Raw genomic sequence first — 19094 nt, 5'->3', positions numbered from 1 at the left:
TGGTGGCGGCGGCGGCGGCGTACGCCATGACGATCCGCGACGCGCGGGCGGAGGATTTGGACGCGATCGTCCGACTGCTGGCCGAGGATTCCCTGGGGGCGGTGCCGGAAGAACCGGGCGCCGATAGCTACCGACGGGCCTTCGCGGCGATCGAGGAAAGTCCGGACAATCGCCTTCTGGTCGCGGAACATGATGGCGCGGTCGTCGGAACCTTTCAGCTTACCTTCATTCCGAATTTGAGCCTTCACGGCGGCCCGCGCGCGCAGATCGAGGCGGTGCGCGTCGCCTCCGCCCTGCGTGGACGGGGGATCGGGGAGGCGATGATGCGCTGGGCGATCGAGCGGGCCGGGGAAGCGGGATGCGTCCTTGTCCAACTGACCAGCAATGCGCGACGCGCCGATGCCCGCCGCTTCTATGAACGCGTCGGTTTCGTCGCCAGCCATGTGGGGTTCAAGTACGTTCCGCCGCAAGACCGATAGGGCGGGGGACGGAAGGCATCCGTATGGCGAAGCCGCTGCTGCGCGTCAGCCGCTGCCGCACGTCATAAGTGCCGTTCCCGATCCGGCATTGCCGTCGCGCTCTCGTGCACTAAAGTGTCGACCAGCGAGGAAGCACTGTTCGAGGAAAGAAAAAACATGGCACCCGATGGACACCAGGACCCCGTGGCCGATATCGGCTATCTGGGCGAGGCGGATGCGGCGGAGATCGATACCCTGGAGGCGATCGAGCGCAAGGTGCGCTGGCTCTCCGCCTGGACGATTCATAACGCGAACCATCTGCGCGAGAGCCGCGACGGCCTGAAGGTCGGTGGGCATCTCGCCTCCTGCGCGTCGGTCTCGGCGATCATGACGGCGCTTTATTTCCACGAGCTGACGCCGGCGGACCGGGTCGCGGTCAAGCCGCATGCCAGCCCGGCCTTCCACGCCATCCAGTATCTGATGGGTGAGCAGAAGCTGGAGAAGCTCAAGAATTTCCGCGCCTATGGCGGCGCCCAATCCTATCCTTCGCGCACCAAGGACGGGGAAATGGTGGACTTCTCCACCGGCTCGGTCGGGCTGGGCGCGGCACTTACCAATTTCGCGGCGCTGACGCAGGATTATCTGCGCCTCAAGGGCTGGGGCCGCAAGGATCGGGACCGCGGCCGGATGATCGCGCTGGTCGGCGACGCGGAACTGGACGAGGGCAATGTCTATGAAGCCCTGATGGACACCTGGAAGCACGATGTCCGCAATGTCTGGTGGGTGATCGACTATAACCGCCAGAGCCTGGACGGCGTCGTGAACGAGAACCTGTTCCGCATCATCGGCCGGTTCTTCCGGGCGGTCGGATGGAACGTGCTGACGCTGAAATACGGCTCCAAGCAGATGGCCGCCTTCGCCCGACCGGGTGGCGAATCGCTGAAGCGCTGGATCAACACCTGCCCGAACGACGTCTATTCGGCGTTGAGCTTCCAGGGTGGCCCGGCCTGGCGCAAGCAGATCAAGGCGGACACGCCGGATGACGCGGCGTTGCACCGGCTGATCGATTCCTACGACGACGCGGCCCTGCATGACGTGATGTGCAATCTGGGTGGCCACGACATCAAGGCCTTGCTTCATACCTTCAAGTCGGTGCCGAACGACAAGCCGACCTGCATCATCGCCTATACGATCAAGGGCTGGGGCCTGCCGCTGGCCGGGCACAAGGACAACCATGCCGGCCTGATGAACCCGCAGCAGACCGAGACGCTGCGCCAGTCCATGGGTATCGCCGAGGGCGAGGAGTGGGAGCGTTTCGCGGGCCTGGACCAGTCGCCGGAGGCGCTGGAACGCTTCATCGCCGATGTGCCGTTCCTGAAGGATCGCGCGCGCGTGCTGGAGGCCGAGCCCGTGCCGGTGCCGGAGAAGCTGACCTTCAAGCGGGCGGAGCGCGGCTCCACCCAGGAGGCTTTCGGCAAGCTTCTGCATGAGATCGCGCGCGAGAACGGCCCGCTGGCGGAGCGGATCGTCACCACCTCGCCCGATGTCGCGCAGTCGACCAATCTGGGTGCCTGGATCAATCAGCGCGGTCTTTTCAGCCGCGAGGAACGCGCGGACGAGTTCAAGGAACGCAAGGTGCCGTCGGCCCAGAAATGGGTCCGTTCGCCCCAGGGGCAGCACATCGAGCTTGGCATCGCCGAGAATGATTTGTTCCTGAATCTGGCGGCCCTCGGCCTCTCCGCGAAGCTGTTCGGGGAGCGGCTGCTGCCCATCGGCACGCTCTACGACCCCTTCATCCAGCGTGGGCTGGATGCGCTGAATTACGGTTGCTATCAGGACAGCCGCTTCATCCTGGTGGCGACGCCCTCCGGGGTCTCGCTGGCACCGGAAGGAGGCGCGCACCAGTCGATTTCCACGCCGATGATCGGCATGGGGCAACCGGGCCTGATGTCCTTCGAGCCGAGCTTCGGCGATGAGGTCGCCGTCATCCTGCGCTGGGCGTTCGCGCATATTCAGGACGAGGAGAAGGGCTCCGCCGTCTATCTGCGCCTTTCGACCCGGCCGATCGACCAGCCGGATCGCGAGATCGACGACGATCTCGCCGACCAGATCGTCAAGGGTGGCTACTGGGTGCATCCGCCAAGGAACGGCGCCAGGACCGCGATCGTCTATGTCGGCGCGGTCGCCCCGCAGGCGCATGAGGCGTTCGCGCGGTTGCGCGCGGATTTCCCGGATGCCGGGCTGCTCGCCATCACCTCGGCCGACCGGCTCTATAATGATTGGCAGCGGTTGGAGCGTGCGCGCCTCGACGGTACGGACGACGGCCGCATGGCCCATGTTGAGGATCTGTTCGAGCCGTTGGCGGGGGATGCCCGTCTCGTGTCCGTGATCGACGGGCACCCGGCCGCCGTCGCCTGGATGGGCGCGGTGCGCGGCCATTCGGTGGCGCCCTTGGGGGTCGAGACCTTCGGCCAGTGTGGCGATCTGATCGACGTTTACGGCCATTACGGTATCGACGCGGATCACATCGAACGGGCGGCGCGCCGCATGCTCTAGGCGCGTTGGCGACCCGTGTGGAAGGCGGCCTCGGGGGGAAGCCGAACCGGCATTCGGCTTGACTCCCAACGGGCTGCCTGTCCATATCCCGGCGATGTCACGGCCGGTGGGCCGGGCCCAATCCCACGGCGTGTATCGGGGAAAGCATGGATCAGAAGTCACCAGACCCGGCATCGGCGGATGGCGTGGACGAGACGGATCGACCGGCCCAGCAGCCCGGTGGCGGCGGGTTCGGCGAGACGCTGCGCACAATCCTCTACGCCCTTCTGATCGCGGTGGTGGTCCGGACCTTCCTTTACGAGCCGTTCAATATCCCGTCCGGCTCGATGATCCCGACGCTGCTGGAAGGGGACTATCTCTTCGTTTCCAAGCTCAGCTACGGCTATAGCCGCTACAGCTTTCCCTTTTCCGCCGGGCCGTTCGACGGCCGCGTGATGGGCGATCAGCCGGAACGCGGCGACGTCGCCGTCTTCCGCAAGCCGACGGACACGGATATCGATTTCATCAAGCGTATCGTCGGCCTGCCCGGCGACCGCATCCAGGTCGTGCGCGGCGTTCTCCACATCAATGGGGAGCCCGTGACGCGCCGCCGGGTCGAGGATTTCGAGCTCTCCTCCGGCCGGCGGGTTCCGCAATATGTGGAAACCCTGCCCAACGGCGTTCAGCACCGTATCCTTGAGGAACGGGGCGACAACGGCGCCCTCGACAATACGCCGGTCTATACCGTGCCGGCGGGCCATTATTTCGCGATGGGCGACAATCGCGATAACTCCCGGGACAGCCGCGTTCTCGGCGTTGTCGGCTATGTGCCGTTCGAGAACCTGATCGGCCGGGCCGAGATTCTGTTCTGGTCGGTCGAGGAGGATGTCGTCCTCTGGTTCCCCTGGACCTGGCCGAGCGGCATAAGATTCGGCCGCCTGTTCGATGCCGTCGAATGAGCCCGACCTGGGCGCCGTCGAGGCGCTTCTCGGTCATCGCTTCACGGATCGCGCGCTGCTGACCCGCGCGCTGACTCATCGCAGCGCGGCGGCGGACGACGCCTCGGCCTATGAACGGCTGGAGTTCCAGGGTGATCGGGTGTTGGCCCTGCTGGTCTGCGACATGTTGATGGCGGCCTTTCCGAAGGAACCGGAAGGTGCGCTCTCCAAGCGTTTGCACCACCTCGTCAGCCGGGAAACCCTGGCCGGGATCGCCGGCGGGATCGGCATCGCCGGGCACATCCGCCTCGGCGGCGGGATGGAGGTGGAGGCCGATGCGCGGCGCAACCCCTCCATCCTGGCGGATGTGGTGGAGGCGTCGATCGCCGCGCTCTATCGCGACGGGGGGCTGAAGGCGGCGCGGGCCTTCGTCGAGGCGCATTGGACGGCGCGCCTGGATACCTCCGGCAAGCCGCCGAAGGACCCGAAATCGGCCCTGCAGGAATGGGCGATGGCGCGCGGCCGCGACCTCCCGACCTATCGCGAGGTGTCGCGCGATGGGCCGGCGCATGCACCCGTCTTCACCATCGAGGTGGCGGTCGACGGCGCCGCGCCGGTGCGCGCGGAAGGCACCTCCAAGCGCGTGGCGGAGCGCATGGCCGCGGAACGACTTTTAAAGGAACTCGGTGCGTGACGATGGATAAGAATTTGGAAGACACGCAAGACAGCCGCACCCGCGCTGGTTTCGTCGCCGTCATCGGCGCGCCGAACGCGGGCAAGTCCACGCTGGTCAATCAACTGGTCGGCGCCAAGGTTTCCATCGTCACCCACAAGGTGCAGACGACGCGCGCCCGTGTGCTCGGCATTGCCCTCAGGGGGGAAAGCCAGATCGCGTTGATCGACACGCCCGGCATCTTCACGCCGAAGCGCCGTCTGGATCGCGCCATGGTTTCCGCGGCCTGGGACGGCGCGGGCGATGCGGATGCGGTGCTGCTCGTGGTCGATGCCACCACGGGGTTCGAGGGGGAGGTGGAGACGATCCTAAACGGGCTGCGCAAGGCCGGGTACGGCCCCAGGGACCCGGATGACGAGGGGACGGGCGGACGCCGGGCGCTATTGGCGCTCAACAAGGTGGACGCGGTGAAGCGGCCGGCCCTCCTGGCGCTCGCGGATCGGGCGCAGCGGACCGGGATGTTCTCGGATATCTTCATGATCTCCGCGCTGACCGGCGACGGGGTGGGGGATTTGGCGGACCATCTGGCGGGGCTGATGCCGCTTGGCCCCTGGCTCTATCCGGAGGATCAGCTTTCCGACATGCCGCAACGCCTGTTGGCGGCCGAGGTGGTGCGCGAGAAGCTCTATCTCAACGTCCATCAGGAAGTGCCCTATGCGCTCACCGTCGAGACGGAGAGTTGGGAGCCGCGCAAGGACGGCAGCGCCAAGGTCGAGGCCGTGATCTATGTCGAGCGGGAAAGCCAGCGCTCCATCATCCTGGGCAAGGGCGGCCAGCGCATCAAACGCATCGGTCAGGCCGCGCGCGAGGAACTGGCCGAGATGCTGGAGCATCCGGTTCACCTCTTCCTCTTCGTGAAGGTCCGCGACGGCTGGCAGGACGACCCGGAGCGGTATCGGACGTGGAATCTGGATTTCAACGTCTAAGGTCGGCTCCTAAACGTCCACATCCTCCACGAAACGCGCGTTTTCCTGGATATATTTGAAGCGGAGTTCCGCTTTCTTGCCCATCAGGGTCTCGACCAGCTGGGCGATCTGGCGGGCGGCGCCGAGATTTTCCTCGCGCGTGCGGTCGGGCAGTTGGACCTGGAGGAGCGCGCGGCGCTTCGGGTTCATCGTCGTCTCGCGAAGCTGCTGCTGGGGCATCTCGCCCAGGCCCTTGAAGCGGCTGATCTCCACCTTCGCGCCCTGCTTGAAGGCGGATTTCATGATCTCGTCCTTATGCCGGTCGTCGCGGGCATAGAGCGTCTTGCCGCCCTGGGTCAGGCGGTAGAGCGGGGGTAGGGCGAGATAGAGCCGGCCGGCCTCGATCAGCCCCGGCATCTCGCGATAGAAGAAGGTCATGAGCAGGCTGGCGATATGGGCGCCGTCCACGTCGGCGTCGGTCATGATGATGACCCGCTCATAGCGCAGCTTCTCCAGGCTGAAATCGCCGCGCGTGCCGCAGCCGAGCGCCTGGCACAGGTCCTTGATTTCCTGGTTCTGCTGCAGCTTGTCGGCGCTGGCGCTGGCGACGTTCAGGATCTTGCCGCGCAGTGGCAGGATCGCCTGGGTCGTGCGCTCGCGCGCCTGCTTGGCGGAGCCGCCGGCGCTGTCGCCCTCGACCAGGAAAAGCTCGGTGCCTTCCTGACTGCCGGAGGTGCAGTCGGCGAGCTTGCCCGGCAGGCGCAGCTTGCGCGTCGGCGCCTTGCGGCGCTGTTCCTTCTGCTGGCGGCGCTTCAGGCGCTCGTCCACGCGCTCCAGCGTGCGTTCCAGCAGGTCGTTGGCGCTGCGCGGGTCCTCGGACAGCCAATGATCGAAGCGGTCCTTGATCGCCATCTCGACCAGCTTGCCGGCCTCCGGGCTCGCCAGTCGCTCCTTGGTCTGACCCTGGAACTGCGGATCGGCGATGAAGACGGACAGCATGATCGCCGCCTCGCCCGTCACATCCTCGCCCGTGATGTCCTTGGCCTTCTTGTTGCCGACCAACTCGCCATAGGCGCGGACCGATCGGCCGAGGGCGGAGCGCATCGCGCTTTCATGGCTGCCGCCCTGAACCGTCGGCACGGTGTTGCAGTAGGTCTGGCAGAAGCCGTCGCCGTCGGCCGGCCAATGGATCGCCCATTCGACGCGGCCGGCGCCTTCCTCCGCCTTCATCTGGCCGGCGAAGGGGCGCGGCGTGATGGTCGCCCGGCTGCCGATCTGAAGCGTCAGGTAATCGAGGATGCCGCCGGGAAAATGCAGCGATTCCTGCTCCGGAACCTTCGCCTCCCGGTCGGCCTCGGCCAGCAGCGCGGGCGCGCATTTCCACCGGATCTCGACACCCTTGAAGAGATAGGCCTTGGACCGCGCCATGCGGTAGAGCCGCCCCGGCCGGAACCGCATGGCGCCGCCGAAGATCTCCGCGTCCGGCACGAAGGTGACACTGGTACCGCGCCGGTTGGGCGCGTCGCCGGCCGCCTCCAGCATGCTGGTCGGCACGCCGCGGGAGAAGCTCTGCCGCCACAGCTTACGGTCCCGCGCGACCTCGACCACCAGCCTCTCCGACAGGGCGTTGACGACGGAGATGCCGACACCGTGCAACCCGCCGGAGGTCGCATAGACCTTGCCCGAGAATTTGCCGCCTGAATGCAGCGTCGTCAGGATTACTTCCAGCGCCGATTTGTCGGTATATTTCGGGTGCGGATCGGTCGGGATACCGCGCCCGTTGTCGGTGATCGTGACCGCGCCGTCCTCGCAGAGCGTCAGCTCGATCCGGCTGGCATGGCCGGCCACGGCCTCGTCCATGGCATTGTCCAGAACCTCGGCCACCAGATGGTGGAAGGCCCGTTCGTCGGTGCCGCCGATATACATGCCGGGCCGGTGGCGGACGGGCTCCAGCCCCTCCAGCACCTCGATATCCTTGGCGGTGTAGCCCGCGCCGGCCTTGTCGTTGTTCTGGAACAGGTCGCTCATCGTCCTGGAATCGCTCACTTCGATCTGGATGGCCCGGAATAAGGCGGATAGAGTAGGGGATCGCGGGGGCGCACACAAGATGTTGAGTGTTCGTTCGCGCTCACCGACCAGATCGAGAGTAGCGACCATGAGCGACGAGGCAAGCCGCGCGACCGGCCCGAACGGAACCGACGAGGGGGAGACCCGGCGCGCGCCCAGGGGCGAGTTGGCGATCCGCACGATCGCCATGCCGGCGGACACCAATCCGGCGGGCGATATCTTCGGCGGCTGGGTCCTGTCGCAGATGGATGTCGCCGGCGGGATGGAGGCGCGCCGCGTCGCCAGGGGGCGCGTCGCGACCGTCGCGGTCGATGCGATGACCTTCCATCTGCCGGTCTTCGTCGGGGATATCGTCTGTTGCCATGCCAGCATGAAGCGCGTGGGCCGCACCTCCGTCTGCATTCATGTGGAGACATGGGCGCTGCGCGACGGGGAAGGGGAGCGCGTGCTGGTGACCGAGGGCCTCTTCACCTACGTCGCCATCGGCGAAGACCGCCGGCCCCGGGAGATCGGGCGCGGCTGATCCGACCGCCCGCTCCCCCAGGGCCATTCTCCCAGGGCCGTTCTCCCGGGGCCGCTCCGTCAGGTCGTCGGGCAGGTGGTCGTCTTGACCTTCTCGCCGTGCTGATAACAGATCGTCGAGGCGGGCACCGTGTAGCCGTTCTCGGTATAGCTGTGTATCTTGTACCAACCGTGCAGGCGGCCATCCTTCAGGCCGTAGGTGTAGCGCAATTCGGCGCCGTTGAAATTGGTCCCGCTAACGCTGCCGTCCCCCCGTGGTTCCTCGACATATGTCGCGAAGTCATTGGTCTCCGGTTGCCGGCGGAAGGTGATCTTCAGCGCGCTGTCGGGCGCCGCGCCGTCATTGACATAGGTGTAGATGCCCGTCGGCGACACCAACATGGGGTCCGGCTTCCCCTCTCCACCGTCGTACACTTCGAATTCTCCGGACTCGCCGCGTTGCATCAAGGTGGTGACAAGACTTTCGATCGTCCGGAAGGGGACGGCGGCACGCTCCCCGTCCCGCATGGTTCCCGTGACCCGAAAGACGGACTCGCGAAGACGCAGAGCTGTACGTTGGCCGCCCGCATCGCCGTGGCGTCGAACCGCGCTCATGTCGGCGACGAAGGTGACCTCCCCGCCCGTGCGCAGCATCTCGCAGGTGCCCGAGACCATTCGGATGCGGATCGAGTCCAAGTCCGCCACATAGGTCACGTTGTTGACGCTCTCCATGCGCTTCTTGATCCGCGCGAGGCTTTCGCCGGTGATCCAACGATAGGCGCGTTGCCGATCCTCGATCGGGCAGACCTCGGCGCCGGCGCCGACGGCGATCCGATCGGGCGTTCGGCCGAAGCGCTGATAGTCGCTTTCGAACCGCTGGACGATCGCGGCCTTGGCCGGATCGTCGAACCGTGGATTGCCCTGCGCGGCGAGCCGCTGGCCGGTCTGTTCGTGGGCGCTTCCACCCTGGCTCTGGGCCCATTGCGTGGTAGCGCCGTTGCACGCGCCGATGGCCAGCAGGGGGGCGAGCAGAAGAAGCGCCCGCGCGGTGGTCGTTCGCCGTGCGATCCTGTCTCTATAATGCATCGGCATCTACTTCCTTATTCATGTTTGTCGTCGCCGTCATCATGTCGGCTGGTCCCGGCCGGGGCCGCGGGCGGTGTAATGGGCCGCCGCCCGTTTCTCGATCAACCGGTCGGACAGGTGGTCGTCTTGACCTCCTCGCCGTGCTGATAACAGGTCGTCGAGGCGGGCACCGTGTAGCCGTTCTCGGTATAGCTGTGGAGCTTGTGCCAACCATGCAGGAGGCCATCCTTGATGCCGTACTGCGTGCGCGGTTCGTTGCCGTTGTAGGTTGACCCGACGATGCTGCCGTCGCCGCGCGGTTCCTCGACGACGGTCGCGAACTGGTTGGTCTCCGGTTGCCGTCTGAAACTCATCTTCAGCGCGCTGTCGGGCGCCGCGCCGTCGTCCACATAAGTGTAGATGCCCATCGGCGATTGCATCATGCGGTTCAGATGCTCCCAGTCGCTCTCCAACACTTCGAACTGGCCGGATTCATCGCGGGTCATGCTGGTGGAGACGACGCTTTCGATCGTTCGAAAGGGGCCGGCACGCCCCCCATTTCGCATCGTGCCGGTGACCCGGTAGACGGAATCGCGGAGTTGCACGGCGGTATGCCGACCCTCGGCGTCCCCGATGCGCCAGACCGCGCGCATGTCGGCGACGAAGCTTACATCGCCGCCCGCGCGCAGCATGTCGCAGGTGCCGGAGACCATCCGGATGCGAATCGAGTCCAAATCGGCCACGTAGGTTATGTCGGCGCCCTCCATTTCCTTCACGGTCCGCGCGAGGCTCTTCCCGGTGATCCAACGGAAGGCGCGTGTCCGGTCCGCGATCGGGCAGACCTCGGCGCCGGCGCCGGCGGCGACCCGGTCGGCGGTTCGGCCGAAGCGCTGGTAATCGCTTTCGAACCGCTGGACGATCGCGGCCTTGGCCGGATCGTCGAACCGCGGATTGCCCTGCGCGGCGAGCTGCTGTTGGGTCTGTTCGTGGGTGCTTTCAACCTGACTCTGGGCCCATTGCGTGGTCGCCCCGTTGCACGCGCCGATGGCCAGCAGGGGGGCAAGCAGAAGAAGCGCCCGCGTGGTGGTCGTTCGCCGAGCGGATCCCTCGGTCCAACGCATCATCATCATCAAATTCCTTTCATCTCATCATGACATTCGTTTCCGCCGGCCGCGTGGGAAGGGCGCGCGTGACCCGCACGCCGCTTCCCCCGTTTCGGGTCGGGTGAAGCCTATTGTTGCGTGATGGCGTTCAGCATGCCGTCCATCGCCTGATTCAGGCCCGGGGTCTCGAAGACCTGATTGCCGGAAAAGACGCCTGTTCCGCCCGCGCTCACCCCCATCCGGGACATGGCATCGTCGAAAACGGCCATCCCGTTACCGCCACTGGTGATGTCGGTCAGGAAGGTTTCCGCCAGATCCATCTTGTCGAGGTGCGAGAGATTGGAGCCGCCGATCAGCGCGGCGCCCAAACCGAGACTCAACATGGCCCCGAATCCGGACCCGCCGCCGGAGTTGGCCTCGGCCAGCCGGCGCTTCTGACGCGCGACCGCCTGGGCGTGCCGTTGCTCGAATCCCTCCAGGAAGGCGGGCGTCGCCTTGAGCGGATCGAGATTCCAGCCGGATATGACGTTCTCGGCGATGAAGATGCCGTTCTCCAACTGGCCGTCCCAATTCAGTTTCTTGCCGACGATGACATAGCTGCCCCTGATGCTGACCGAACGGACGAGTTCGCCGGAGCCGATGTCGCGCTGGGGAAAATAGGTGAAGTTGCCGATATAGGCGGCCTCGCCCGGAATCGCGTAGACGCCTTCGTCGAAGGCGACCACCTGGCGATCGACGAAGGGGTGATAGATGATTTCGTGGCTGCCCTCGAAATAGGGCAGGCGGTCCGGCGGGAGGGTCAACGCCTTGCGAACGTCGATTCCGTTCAGGCCGCCGCCACCACCGGAGCGAAGGAATCGTTGGTAGTCCGCCTTGCCCAGCGTCTCGCGCGGGGTGGGATGAAGGAATGCGCGTCGACGCTGGTATTCGGGGGAAGCTTCCCGCTTGGCATCATGTTCTTCCAGAATGCTCAGCGCGTCGTTGACGGCGGCCGCGTTGCTGTCCGATGTCGATTGAGCCCAGGCATGCGGCCCGAAGCCCATCAGGACCAATGCGATCGTCGCGACGCCCTTCCCCACTTCGGCGATCATCCCTTCTCCTCCATATCCCTGGCTCGAACCAATCCGGCTGACCAATTCGTCCGCAGGCTAGACCGGCATGAACCCGGGTTCCATTGATTTCTTTCGCGAATTGTCGTGGAAGACCATGGCGGTACGCGACCGGCCACATAGCGGTACGCGACCGGCCAATGGCATCGCGCGCGGATTTCGCCGGGCCTATCGACCCGCGCCGCCTTCGCGTTACATCCAAGGAACAGGCTTGGGACCGTAAGGAAGGACGTGCCATGCGCCGTATAGCGCTACCGATCGCCGCCGCCATCCTGGCGCTCGCCGCCGCGCCGGTGTTGGCCGGCGGCGCCGATGTCAGTGGGGTGGAGATATTAAGGACGGGCGACAACACCTACCGCTTCACCGTCACCGTGCGCCACGACGACGAGGGCTGGGACCACTATGCCGACGCCTTCGTGATCGAGAGCATGGACGGCGAGGAACTCGGCCGGCGCACGCTGCATCACCCGCATGTGGATGAACTGCCCTTCACCCGCTCGCTCTCCGGCGTCACCATCCCGGCGGATCACAATACCGTCACCGTGCGCGCCCATGACAGCGTCCATGGTTTCACCGGCCGGGGTTCGACGGTCATCCTGCCGGATTGAGGGGTCCGCTCGGCAACAGGCTTTCCGGCAGGAAATCCCGGAAGGCGCCGGTCCGCACCAGTTCCGTGATCGCGGCCAGGTCGGGCGCCCAATAGCGGTCGCGGTCATAGGGCGGCACGCGCTCCCGGATCAGCGACAGGGCGCGGGCGAGCGCCGGCGAGCTTTCCAGCGGCGCATGGAAGCCGATCGCCTGCGCCGCCGCCAGCAGTTCCACCGCCGCGATTCCCGCCACGTTCTCCGCGATGTCGCCGAGGCGCCGCGCGGCGAAGGTCGCCATGGAGACGTGATCCTCCTGATTGGCGGAGGTGGGTAGGCTGTCGATGCTCGCCGGATGGGCCAGCGTCTTGTTCTCGGAGGCGAGCGCGGCGGCCGTCACCTGCGCGATCATGAAGCCCGAATTGACGCCGCCATCGGCCACCAGGAAGGCGGGCAGGCCGCTCAAGGCCGGGTCCATCAGCAGCGCGACCCGCCGTTCCGCGATGGCGCCGACCTCGCTGAGCGCGATCGCCAGCAGGTCCGCCGACTGCGCCACCGGCTCGGCATGGAAGTTCCCGCCGGACAGCACCTCGCCCGTCTCCGGGAAGACCAGCGGATTGTCGGAGACGGCGACCGCCTCCGTCGCGAAGGTGCCGGCCGCCATGCGCAGATGGTCGAGACAGGCGCCCATCACCTGCGGCTGACAGCGCAGCGAATAAGGGTCCTGCACCCGGTCGCAGTCCAGATGGCTTTCCCGGATGCGGCTGCCGGCCATCAGGTCCTTATAGAGGGCCGCCATTTCCCGCTGGCCCGCATGGCCTCGGATGGCGTGAATGCGCGGATCGAAGGGCGCGTCGGAGCCCTTGGCCGCATCGACGGACAAGGCCCCCGCGACGGCCGAGGCGGCGAAGGCGTCCTCCGCCTGGAACAGCCCGGCCAGCGCGAGCGCGGTCGAGACCTGGGTGCCGTTGAGAAGCGCCAGCCCCTCCTTCGGACCGAGGGAGAGCGGCGCCATCCCCGCCGCCGCCAACCCGTCCGCCGCCGGCATCTCCACCCCGCCGCGCCGGACCGTGCCGACCCCGATCAGGGCGCAGGCCATATGCGCGAGCGGGGCCAGATCGCCCGAGGCGCCGACCGAGCCCTTGGCGGGGATCACCGGATAGGTTTCCGTCTCGATCAGGCGGACCAGCGCCTCGATCGTCGCCCAGGCGGTGCCGGAGTGTCCGCGCGCCAGCGATGTCGCCTTGAGCGCCAGGATCAGCCGCACCGTTTCGTCGGGCAGCGGCGCGCCCGTGCCCGTGGCATGGCTCATCACCAGGTTATTCTGGAGGTCCAGCAGCTTATCGCCGGGGATCGTCGTCCTGGCCAGTCGCCCGAAACCGGTATTGATGCCATAGACGGTGCGTCCGTCCGCGATGATCCGGGCGACGGTCGCTTGCGCCGCCTCCACCGCCGGTCGTTGGGCGGTGTCGAGGGCGACGGACGCGCCGGCCCGGATCGCGCGCCAATGGGCGAGCGTCAGATGCGGCGTCAGAAGGATCGGCTTATCGGTCATGATCTTCGTCCCACCAGTCCGTGAAAAGGGTAAGGGGCCTCACTCGCCCAGCATCGGCAGGTCCAGCCCCTGCTCGCGCGCGCAGGCGATGGCGTCCTCGTAGCCCGCGTCGGCATGGCGCATCACGCCGGTCGCTGGGTCGTTCCAGAGCACGCGGGCGAGGCGCCGGTCCGCGTCGGCCGTGCCGTCGCAGACGATCACCATGCCGCTGTGCTGCGAATAGCCCATGCCGACGCCGCCGCCGTGATGCAGGGAAACCCAGGTGGCCCCGGAGGCGGTATTCAGCAGCGCGTTCAGCAGCGGCCAGTCGCTGACCGCGTCGGACCCGTCGATCATCCCCTCCGTCTCCCGGTTGGGCGAGGCGACGGAGCCGCTGTCCAGATGATCGCGCCCGATCACGATCGGGGCTTTCAACTCACCCCGGCGCACCATCTCGTTGAAGGCGAGGCCGAGGCGGTGGCGCTGCCCCAGCCCGACCCAGCAGATGCGCGCCGGCAGGCCCTGGAAGCTGATCCGCTCCCGCGCCATGTCGAGCCAGTTGTGGAGGTGCGCGTCGTCCGGGATCAGTTCCTTCACCTTCGCGTCGGTGCGGTGGATATCCTCCGGATCGCCGGACAGCGCGGCCCAGCGGAACGGCCCGATACCCCGGCAGAACAGGGGCCGGATATAGGCCGGGACGAAACCGGGGAAGTCGAAGGCGTTCTCCAACCCCTCGTCCTGGGCCATCTGGCGGATGTTGTTGCCGTAGTCGAGCGTGGGCACCCCTTGCGCATGGAAGTCGAGCATCGCGCGGACGTGATCGACCATGGACCGCTTGGCGGCCTTGGCCACGGCCTTGGGGTCGCTCTCGCGCTTGGCCTCCCACTCCGCCAGGGTCCAGCCGGCGGGCAGATAGCCGTTGGCCGGATCATGGGCGGAGGTCTGATCGGTCACGACATCCGGCCGCACGCCGCGCCGGACCAGTTCGGGGAAGATCTCGGCCGCGTTGCCGAGCAGGCCGATCGAGCGTGCCTCGCCCTTCGCCGTCGCGTCCTCAATCATGGCCAGCGCCTCGTCCAGCGTCTCCGCCCTGGCGTCGAGATAGCGGGTCTTGAGGCGCATCTCGATCCGGCTCGGCTGGCATTCGACGGCCAGGACGCAGGCCCCTGCCATGGTGCCGGCCAGCGGTTGCGCGCCGCCCATGCCGCCAAGGCCCGCGGTCAATATCCACTTGCCCTTGAGCGCGCCGTCATAGTGCCGCCGCCCGACCTCCACGAAGGTCTCGTAGGTGCCCTGCACGATCCCTTGGCTGCCGATATAAATCCAGCTTCCGGCCGTCATCTGGCCGTACATCATCAGCCCCTTGCGATCGAGTTCGCCGAAATGATCCCAATCCGCCCATTTCGGCACCAGGTTGGAATTGGCGATCAGCACGCGCGGCGCGTCCGCGTGGGTGGGGAAGATGCCGACGGGCTTGCCGCTTTGCACCAGCAGGGTCTGGTCGTCCTCCAATCGGCGAAGGCAATCGACGATGCGGTCGTAGCTCTCCCAATTGCGCGCGGCGCGCCCGATTCCGCCATAGACGACGAGATCCTCCGGCCGTTCCGCCACGGCGGCGTCCAGATTGTTCATCAACATGCGCATCGGCGCCTCGGCGAGCCAGCTCTTGCAGCTGAGCGCGGTGCCGTGCGGGGCGGCGATGGTGCGGCTGTTGTCGCGGCGCGTGGGGCGGGTCGTCATCGGATCGTCTCCCTTCCGGTCAAAGCGGGGATACGCGGTCGGTCGGCGGCCGGCCGGCGGTCAGTCGATAGCGGGTGCCGGGGTGGATCAGGCGCGCGACACTGGCCACCCGCGGGCCTTCCGTGCCGTCGACCCAGGTTCGGCGGTCGACGGCGAGGCACGGCGCGCCGGGCGCGAGGCCCAACGCCTCCGCCAGCGTGCCGGGGCAGGCGATCGCCTCCACCGCATGCTCCACGGCCCGGGCCGGGGCGATGCGGGTGAGGTAGGCGTTCGGCGTCTCCCGCGCGAGGTCGAGGGCCGGATAGTCCGGGGCCACCAGCGGATTGACCAGCCGGTCCTCCAACTGCACCGGACGCGCGTCGGCGCGATGCAGCAGGACGGAATGGAAGACCGGGGCGCCTTTCCGCAGGCCGAGCCGCGCGGCTTCCTCCGGCTGGGCCGGACGCTCCGTCAACGTCAGCAGCCGCATATCGTGCCGATGGCCGCGCGCGGCGATCTCATCGGCGATGTTGCGCAGTTCCATCAGGTCGCTCGCCGGCTTGGGCTCCGCGACGAAGCTGCCGGCCCCCTGGATGCGATGAATGCGTCCTTCGTCCGCGAGTTCGCGCAGCGCCCGGTTCACCGTCATGCGGCTCGCCCCGGTTTCCGCGACGAGGGCATGTTCCGTCGGGATGCGATCGCCGGGATTCAGGTCTCCACGCTCGATCCGGTCGAGGATCGTGCGCTTCACCCGCGCATAGAGCGGCCGGGTGGGGACGTGATCGGGGGGCGGGCCATCCATCGGCATGTCTCTCCTGTTATCGAAATTGTATATACAAATTCGACCTCATGCCAAAATCTTTTTCCGATGAAGGGCGTTGCAGCCAGGGCTGGGACAGGTACCATCCGTGCGGGAATAGATAATCGGGACGCGGCCCGCCCGGCGAGCAGGGTGGGCATGATCCGGAACAGTCAAGGCGGGAGCGCGAAGGCGATGAAATTCGTGCGCTATGGACAGGCCGGGGCCGAGAAGCCCGGCTTCATTGACGTGGACGGTACGCTGCGCGACCTCTCCGGAGAGATCGCGGATCTGGCGGGCGCGACGCTCGACCCCTCTGCTCTCGCCGCGCTGATGGACCGCCCGGCGGCAGACTTTCCGGCGGTCGACGGCAAGCCGCGCCTGGGGCCGCCGGTCGGCGCGATCGGCAAATATGTCTGCATCGGCCTCAACTATAAGGATCATGCGCGGGAAGTCGGTGCGGAACTGCCGAAGGAACCCGTCGTCTTCCTGAAGGCGACGAGCGCGATCTGCGGTCCGCGCGACGAGATCGTGCTGCCCCGCGATTCGGAGACCACCGATTGGGAGGTCGAACTGGCCGTCGTCATCGGCCGGAAGGCCAAATATGTCGATAAGGCCGACGCGCTTTCCCATGTCGCGGGCTATTGCGTCACCATCGACGTCTCCGAGCGCAGCTATCAGAATGAGCGCGGTGGCCAGTGGACCAAGGGCAAGAGCTGCGACAGCTTCGGGCCGCTCGGCCCCTGGCTGGTTCCGGCCAGCGCCGTGAAGGACCCGCAGAATCTCGGCATCTGGCTGGAGGTCGACGGGGATCGCAAGCAGTTCGGTTCGACCGAGTTGATGGTCTTCGGCGTGGCCGACCTGATCGCCTATCTCTCCAATTTCTTCACGCTTCACCCCGGTGATGTAATCGCGACCGGCACGCCGCCGGGTGTCGGCCACGGCATGGACCCGCGGCAATATCTGCGGGCCGGCCATAAGGTGGAGTGCGGCATCGACGGTCTCGGCGAACAGCAGCATTTCGTTACGACGGACTGAACGACGCGCGTCGCCGCCACGGTTTCTTTCTCACCCCCCCCCTTTCCGGGGGGGGGGGGGTCGATTCCTTCGGCCCGGTCCGGAAGAATTATTTTCCGGGCCTTTACCGATCGTTCAGCATTTCTCCTCCATATATCGGGCCGAAACCGGTTCCGGGGTGTCGATCCGCGGCGTTTCGGGCTAATGGGAGAACTGAACGATGTTTGGTATGGGTACCATGACGAAAGGGCGCGCGCTGGCGCGGGACGCGACGGTCGATTCGTTGGCCGCCGAGACGATCGATGCCCTTAACGCCTCTCAAGCGATGATCTCCTTCACGCCCGATGGGACGATTCTCGACGCGAACGCGAATTTTCTGAACGCGGTCGGGTATACGTTGGGGGAAATCGCCGGCCAGCATCATCGGATGTTCATGGAAGCCGACGACATCGCTTCGCCGGAATACCGCACTTTCTGGGAAGACCTGGCGAATGGCCAATTCAAGGCCGCACGCTTCAAGCGTATCGGGAAGGGCGGGCGTGAGATTTGGCTCCGCGCCTCCTACAACCCGGTGCGTGATCGTCAGGGCCGGGTCGTCAAGGTGGTTAAGATCGCCACGGACGTCACCGACGACACGGTTGAGAACGCGCTGAACAAGGGGCAGGTCGAGGCAATCTCCCGCTCGCAGGCGGTGATCGAGTTCGAGTTGGACGGCACGATCGTGCGCGCCAACGAGAATTTCCTGAAGACGATGGGGTACCGCCTGGAGGAGATCGTCGGTAAGCACCATCGGATGTTCGCCGATCCCGCCGATGCGAATTCTCCCGACTACGCGAAATTCTGGCAGGATCTGCGCGGCGGGGCGTTCCGTGGCGGCGAGTTCCGGCGTTTCGCCAAGGGGGGACGGGATGTGTGGCTGCAGGCCACCTACAATCCGATCCTCGATCCGAAGGGACGTCCTTTCAAGGTGGTCAAGTTCGCCATCGACATCACCGCGTCCGTCCTCGCGCGCCGGGAAGCGGAGCGTGTCGCCGCCGAGGTCGACGCGAAATTGGAACAGATCGTCGGCCATGCGCGGAGCGTGAGCCAAATGGCCGCTGATGTAAGCGCGTCGACCGACAGCATGCGTGAGGTGTCGCAGACCCTCGCCTCCGCGTCGGAGGAGTTGGACGCGGCCGCGCGCGAGATTTCGTCCAATGTCGCCATGTCGCAATCCGAAGCCATGACGGCCAAGAACCAGGCCGAGACGGCCGGCGGAGCGACGCAGCGGTTGAGCGAGGCGACGGCGTCCATGACCAAGATCGTGGATATCATCCAGGACATCGCCGGGCAGATCAATCTGTTGGCCCTCAACGCCACGATCGAGGCGGCGCGGGCGGGCGAATCCGGCAAGGGCTTCGCGGTCGTCGCGACGGAGGTGAAAAGCCTTGCCCGGCAGGTCGCCGACGCGACCGATAAGATATCGTCCGAAATAACCGGAATGCAGTCGATCTCCGGCGAGGTGGTTGATCAACTCCATGGTATCCGCGGCGCGATCGACCGTGTGGAGGCAAGTTTCTCCGGAGTCGCGGGCGCGGTCGAGGAGCAGAGCGCGACCACGCATGAGATCGCCGACGGCATGCAAGCCTCGGCGGCGGCCGTAGAAGTGGCCACGGAACGCCTGCAGGTCCTGACCGGAGCCTCGGAACAGGCGGAGAATACCGCTCGCGAAGGGATCGCGCTCTATCGCGCGCTTCAGAAGTAGTTTCTCTTTCGCTTCCGGTCGCGATTGCCGGTTAAACGATGCGGGACGATATCGGTCGATGTCGTCCCGCATTTGTTGCGCCCTCTTTGCCGGACGATTTCGAGATAGCGCATCTTGCCCCGTTTCCTTGAAGCCCCCAGGCCGTTTGTCATTTACAAGCCGTCGGGCGATTGCAATGAATTCCCTTGCGCGCCGGGGGACGACGGATGCGGGATGGCATGATGTCGGCCACCGTGATGTCGGCCACTGGGAACCCGGCGTGCCGGATATAGGAGGATCAGGG

At 66.3% G+C, this 19094-nt stretch carries 16 protein-coding genes; 9 read left to right on the top strand and 7 right to left on the bottom strand.

The features are described 5' to 3' along the window. Positions 1–26: 26 nt before the first annotated feature. The 5 genes from KAJ83_RS06885 (at position 27) to era (ending at position 5590) form a co-directional block, all read left to right on the top strand. Positions 27–479: a GNAT family N-acetyltransferase gene (locus tag KAJ83_RS06885; RefSeq protein WP_210681320.1), complete on the top strand. Its 453-nt coding sequence runs from the start codon at positions 27–29 to the stop codon at positions 477–479. A 156-nt stretch (positions 480–635) separates the two neighbouring features. Continuing rightward, positions 636–3014, top strand: coding sequence for a transketolase (locus tag KAJ83_RS06880; protein ID WP_210681319.1), 2379 nt, complete (start codon positions 636–638; stop codon positions 3012–3014). 146 nt (positions 3015–3160) lie between these two features. After that, positions 3161–3952 carry a signal peptidase I gene (lepB, locus tag KAJ83_RS06875; protein ID WP_210681318.1) on the top strand — a complete coding sequence of 264 codons (792 nt, stop codon included), beginning with the start codon at positions 3161–3163 and terminating at the stop codon, positions 3950–3952. Further along, entirely contained in the window at positions 3939–4625 is a 687-nt protein-coding gene (gene rnc / locus KAJ83_RS06870) for a ribonuclease III (protein ID WP_210681317.1), read from the top strand. Before lepB ends, rnc begins: the two co-directional genes overlap by 14 nt. Positions 4626–4627: 2 nt before the next feature. Then, entirely contained in the window at positions 4628–5590 is a 963-nt protein-coding gene (era, locus tag KAJ83_RS06865) for a GTPase Era (RefSeq protein ID WP_210681738.1), read from the top strand. A gap of 9 nt (positions 5591–5599) precedes the next feature. On the opposite strand, the gene parE is transcribed toward era, so the two are convergent. Next, positions 5600–7597: a DNA topoisomerase IV subunit B gene (gene parE, locus KAJ83_RS06860; protein ID WP_210681316.1), complete on the bottom strand. Its 1998-nt coding sequence runs from the start codon at positions 7595–7597 to the stop codon at positions 5600–5602. Between the two features lie 127 nt (positions 7598–7724). Here parE and KAJ83_RS06855 point away from each other — a divergent pair, with 127 nt between their 5' ends. Next, entirely contained in the window at positions 7725–8159 is a 435-nt protein-coding gene (locus KAJ83_RS06855; RefSeq protein WP_210681315.1) for an acyl-CoA thioesterase, read from the top strand. A 59-nt stretch (positions 8160–8218) separates the two neighbouring features. On the opposite strand, the gene KAJ83_RS06850 is transcribed toward KAJ83_RS06855, so the two are convergent. The 3 genes from KAJ83_RS06850 to KAJ83_RS06840 form a co-directional block, all read right to left on the bottom strand. After that, positions 8219–9223 carry a hypothetical protein gene (locus KAJ83_RS06850; RefSeq protein ID WP_210681314.1) on the bottom strand — a complete coding sequence of 335 codons (1005 nt, stop codon included), beginning with the start codon at positions 9221–9223 and terminating at the stop codon, positions 8219–8221. 101 nt (positions 9224–9324) lie between these two features. Next, positions 9325–10332 (bottom strand): hypothetical protein, encoded by a 1008-nt coding sequence (locus tag KAJ83_RS06845; RefSeq protein WP_210681313.1) that lies wholly within the window; start codon positions 10330–10332, stop codon positions 9325–9327. Positions 10333–10433: 101 nt separating this feature from the next. Continuing rightward, the gene (locus KAJ83_RS06840; RefSeq protein WP_210681312.1) at positions 10434–11396 is read right to left on the bottom strand and encodes a hypothetical protein; all 963 of its coding nucleotides are present in this window, start codon (positions 11394–11396) and stop codon (positions 10434–10436) included. A gap of 254 nt (positions 11397–11650) precedes the next feature. Between KAJ83_RS06840 and KAJ83_RS06835 the strand changes: the two genes are divergently transcribed. Beyond that, positions 11651–12022 (top strand): hypothetical protein, encoded by a 372-nt coding sequence (locus KAJ83_RS06835; protein ID WP_210681311.1) that lies wholly within the window; start codon positions 11651–11653, stop codon positions 12020–12022. Here the strand turns inward: KAJ83_RS06835 and hutH are convergent. The 3 genes from hutH to hutC are packed head-to-tail and all read right to left on the bottom strand — an operon-like array spanning position 12006 to position 16053. Continuing rightward, positions 12006–13553 (bottom strand): histidine ammonia-lyase, encoded by a 1548-nt coding sequence (hutH, locus tag KAJ83_RS06830; RefSeq protein ID WP_210681310.1) that lies wholly within the window; start codon positions 13551–13553, stop codon positions 12006–12008. The two genes, KAJ83_RS06835 and hutH, sit on opposite strands and share 17 nt — an antisense overlap. Positions 13554–13592: 39 nt before the next feature. Further along, a complete protein-coding gene (hutU, locus tag KAJ83_RS06825) occupies positions 13593–15272 on the bottom strand; it encodes a urocanate hydratase (RefSeq protein WP_210681309.1) in 1680 nt (559 codons plus the stop codon). Positions 15273–15291: 19 nt separating this feature from the next. Next, entirely contained in the window at positions 15292–16053 is a 762-nt protein-coding gene (hutC, locus tag KAJ83_RS06820) for a histidine utilization transcriptional repressor HutC (RefSeq protein WP_210681308.1), read from the bottom strand. Positions 16054–16245: 192 nt separating this feature from the next. Here hutC and KAJ83_RS06815 point away from each other — a divergent pair, with 192 nt between their 5' ends. Then, on the top strand, positions 16246–17088 hold the full coding sequence (locus tag KAJ83_RS06815) for a fumarylacetoacetate hydrolase family protein (protein WP_210681737.1): 843 nt from the start codon (positions 16246–16248) through the stop codon (positions 17086–17088). 208 nt (positions 17089–17296) lie between these two features. After that, entirely contained in the window at positions 17297–18811 is a 1515-nt protein-coding gene (locus tag KAJ83_RS06810; RefSeq protein WP_210681307.1) for a methyl-accepting chemotaxis protein, read from the top strand. Positions 18812–19094 lie beyond the last annotated feature (283 nt).

Source organism: Marivibrio halodurans (genome assembly GCF_017963645.1).
GTDB classification, from domain to species: Bacteria; Pseudomonadota; Alphaproteobacteria; order UBA8366; family Aestuariispiraceae; genus Marivibrio; species Marivibrio halodurans.
Note: the sequence above shows the minus strand (reverse complement) of the source record. Positions and strands in the feature narration are given on the sequence as shown.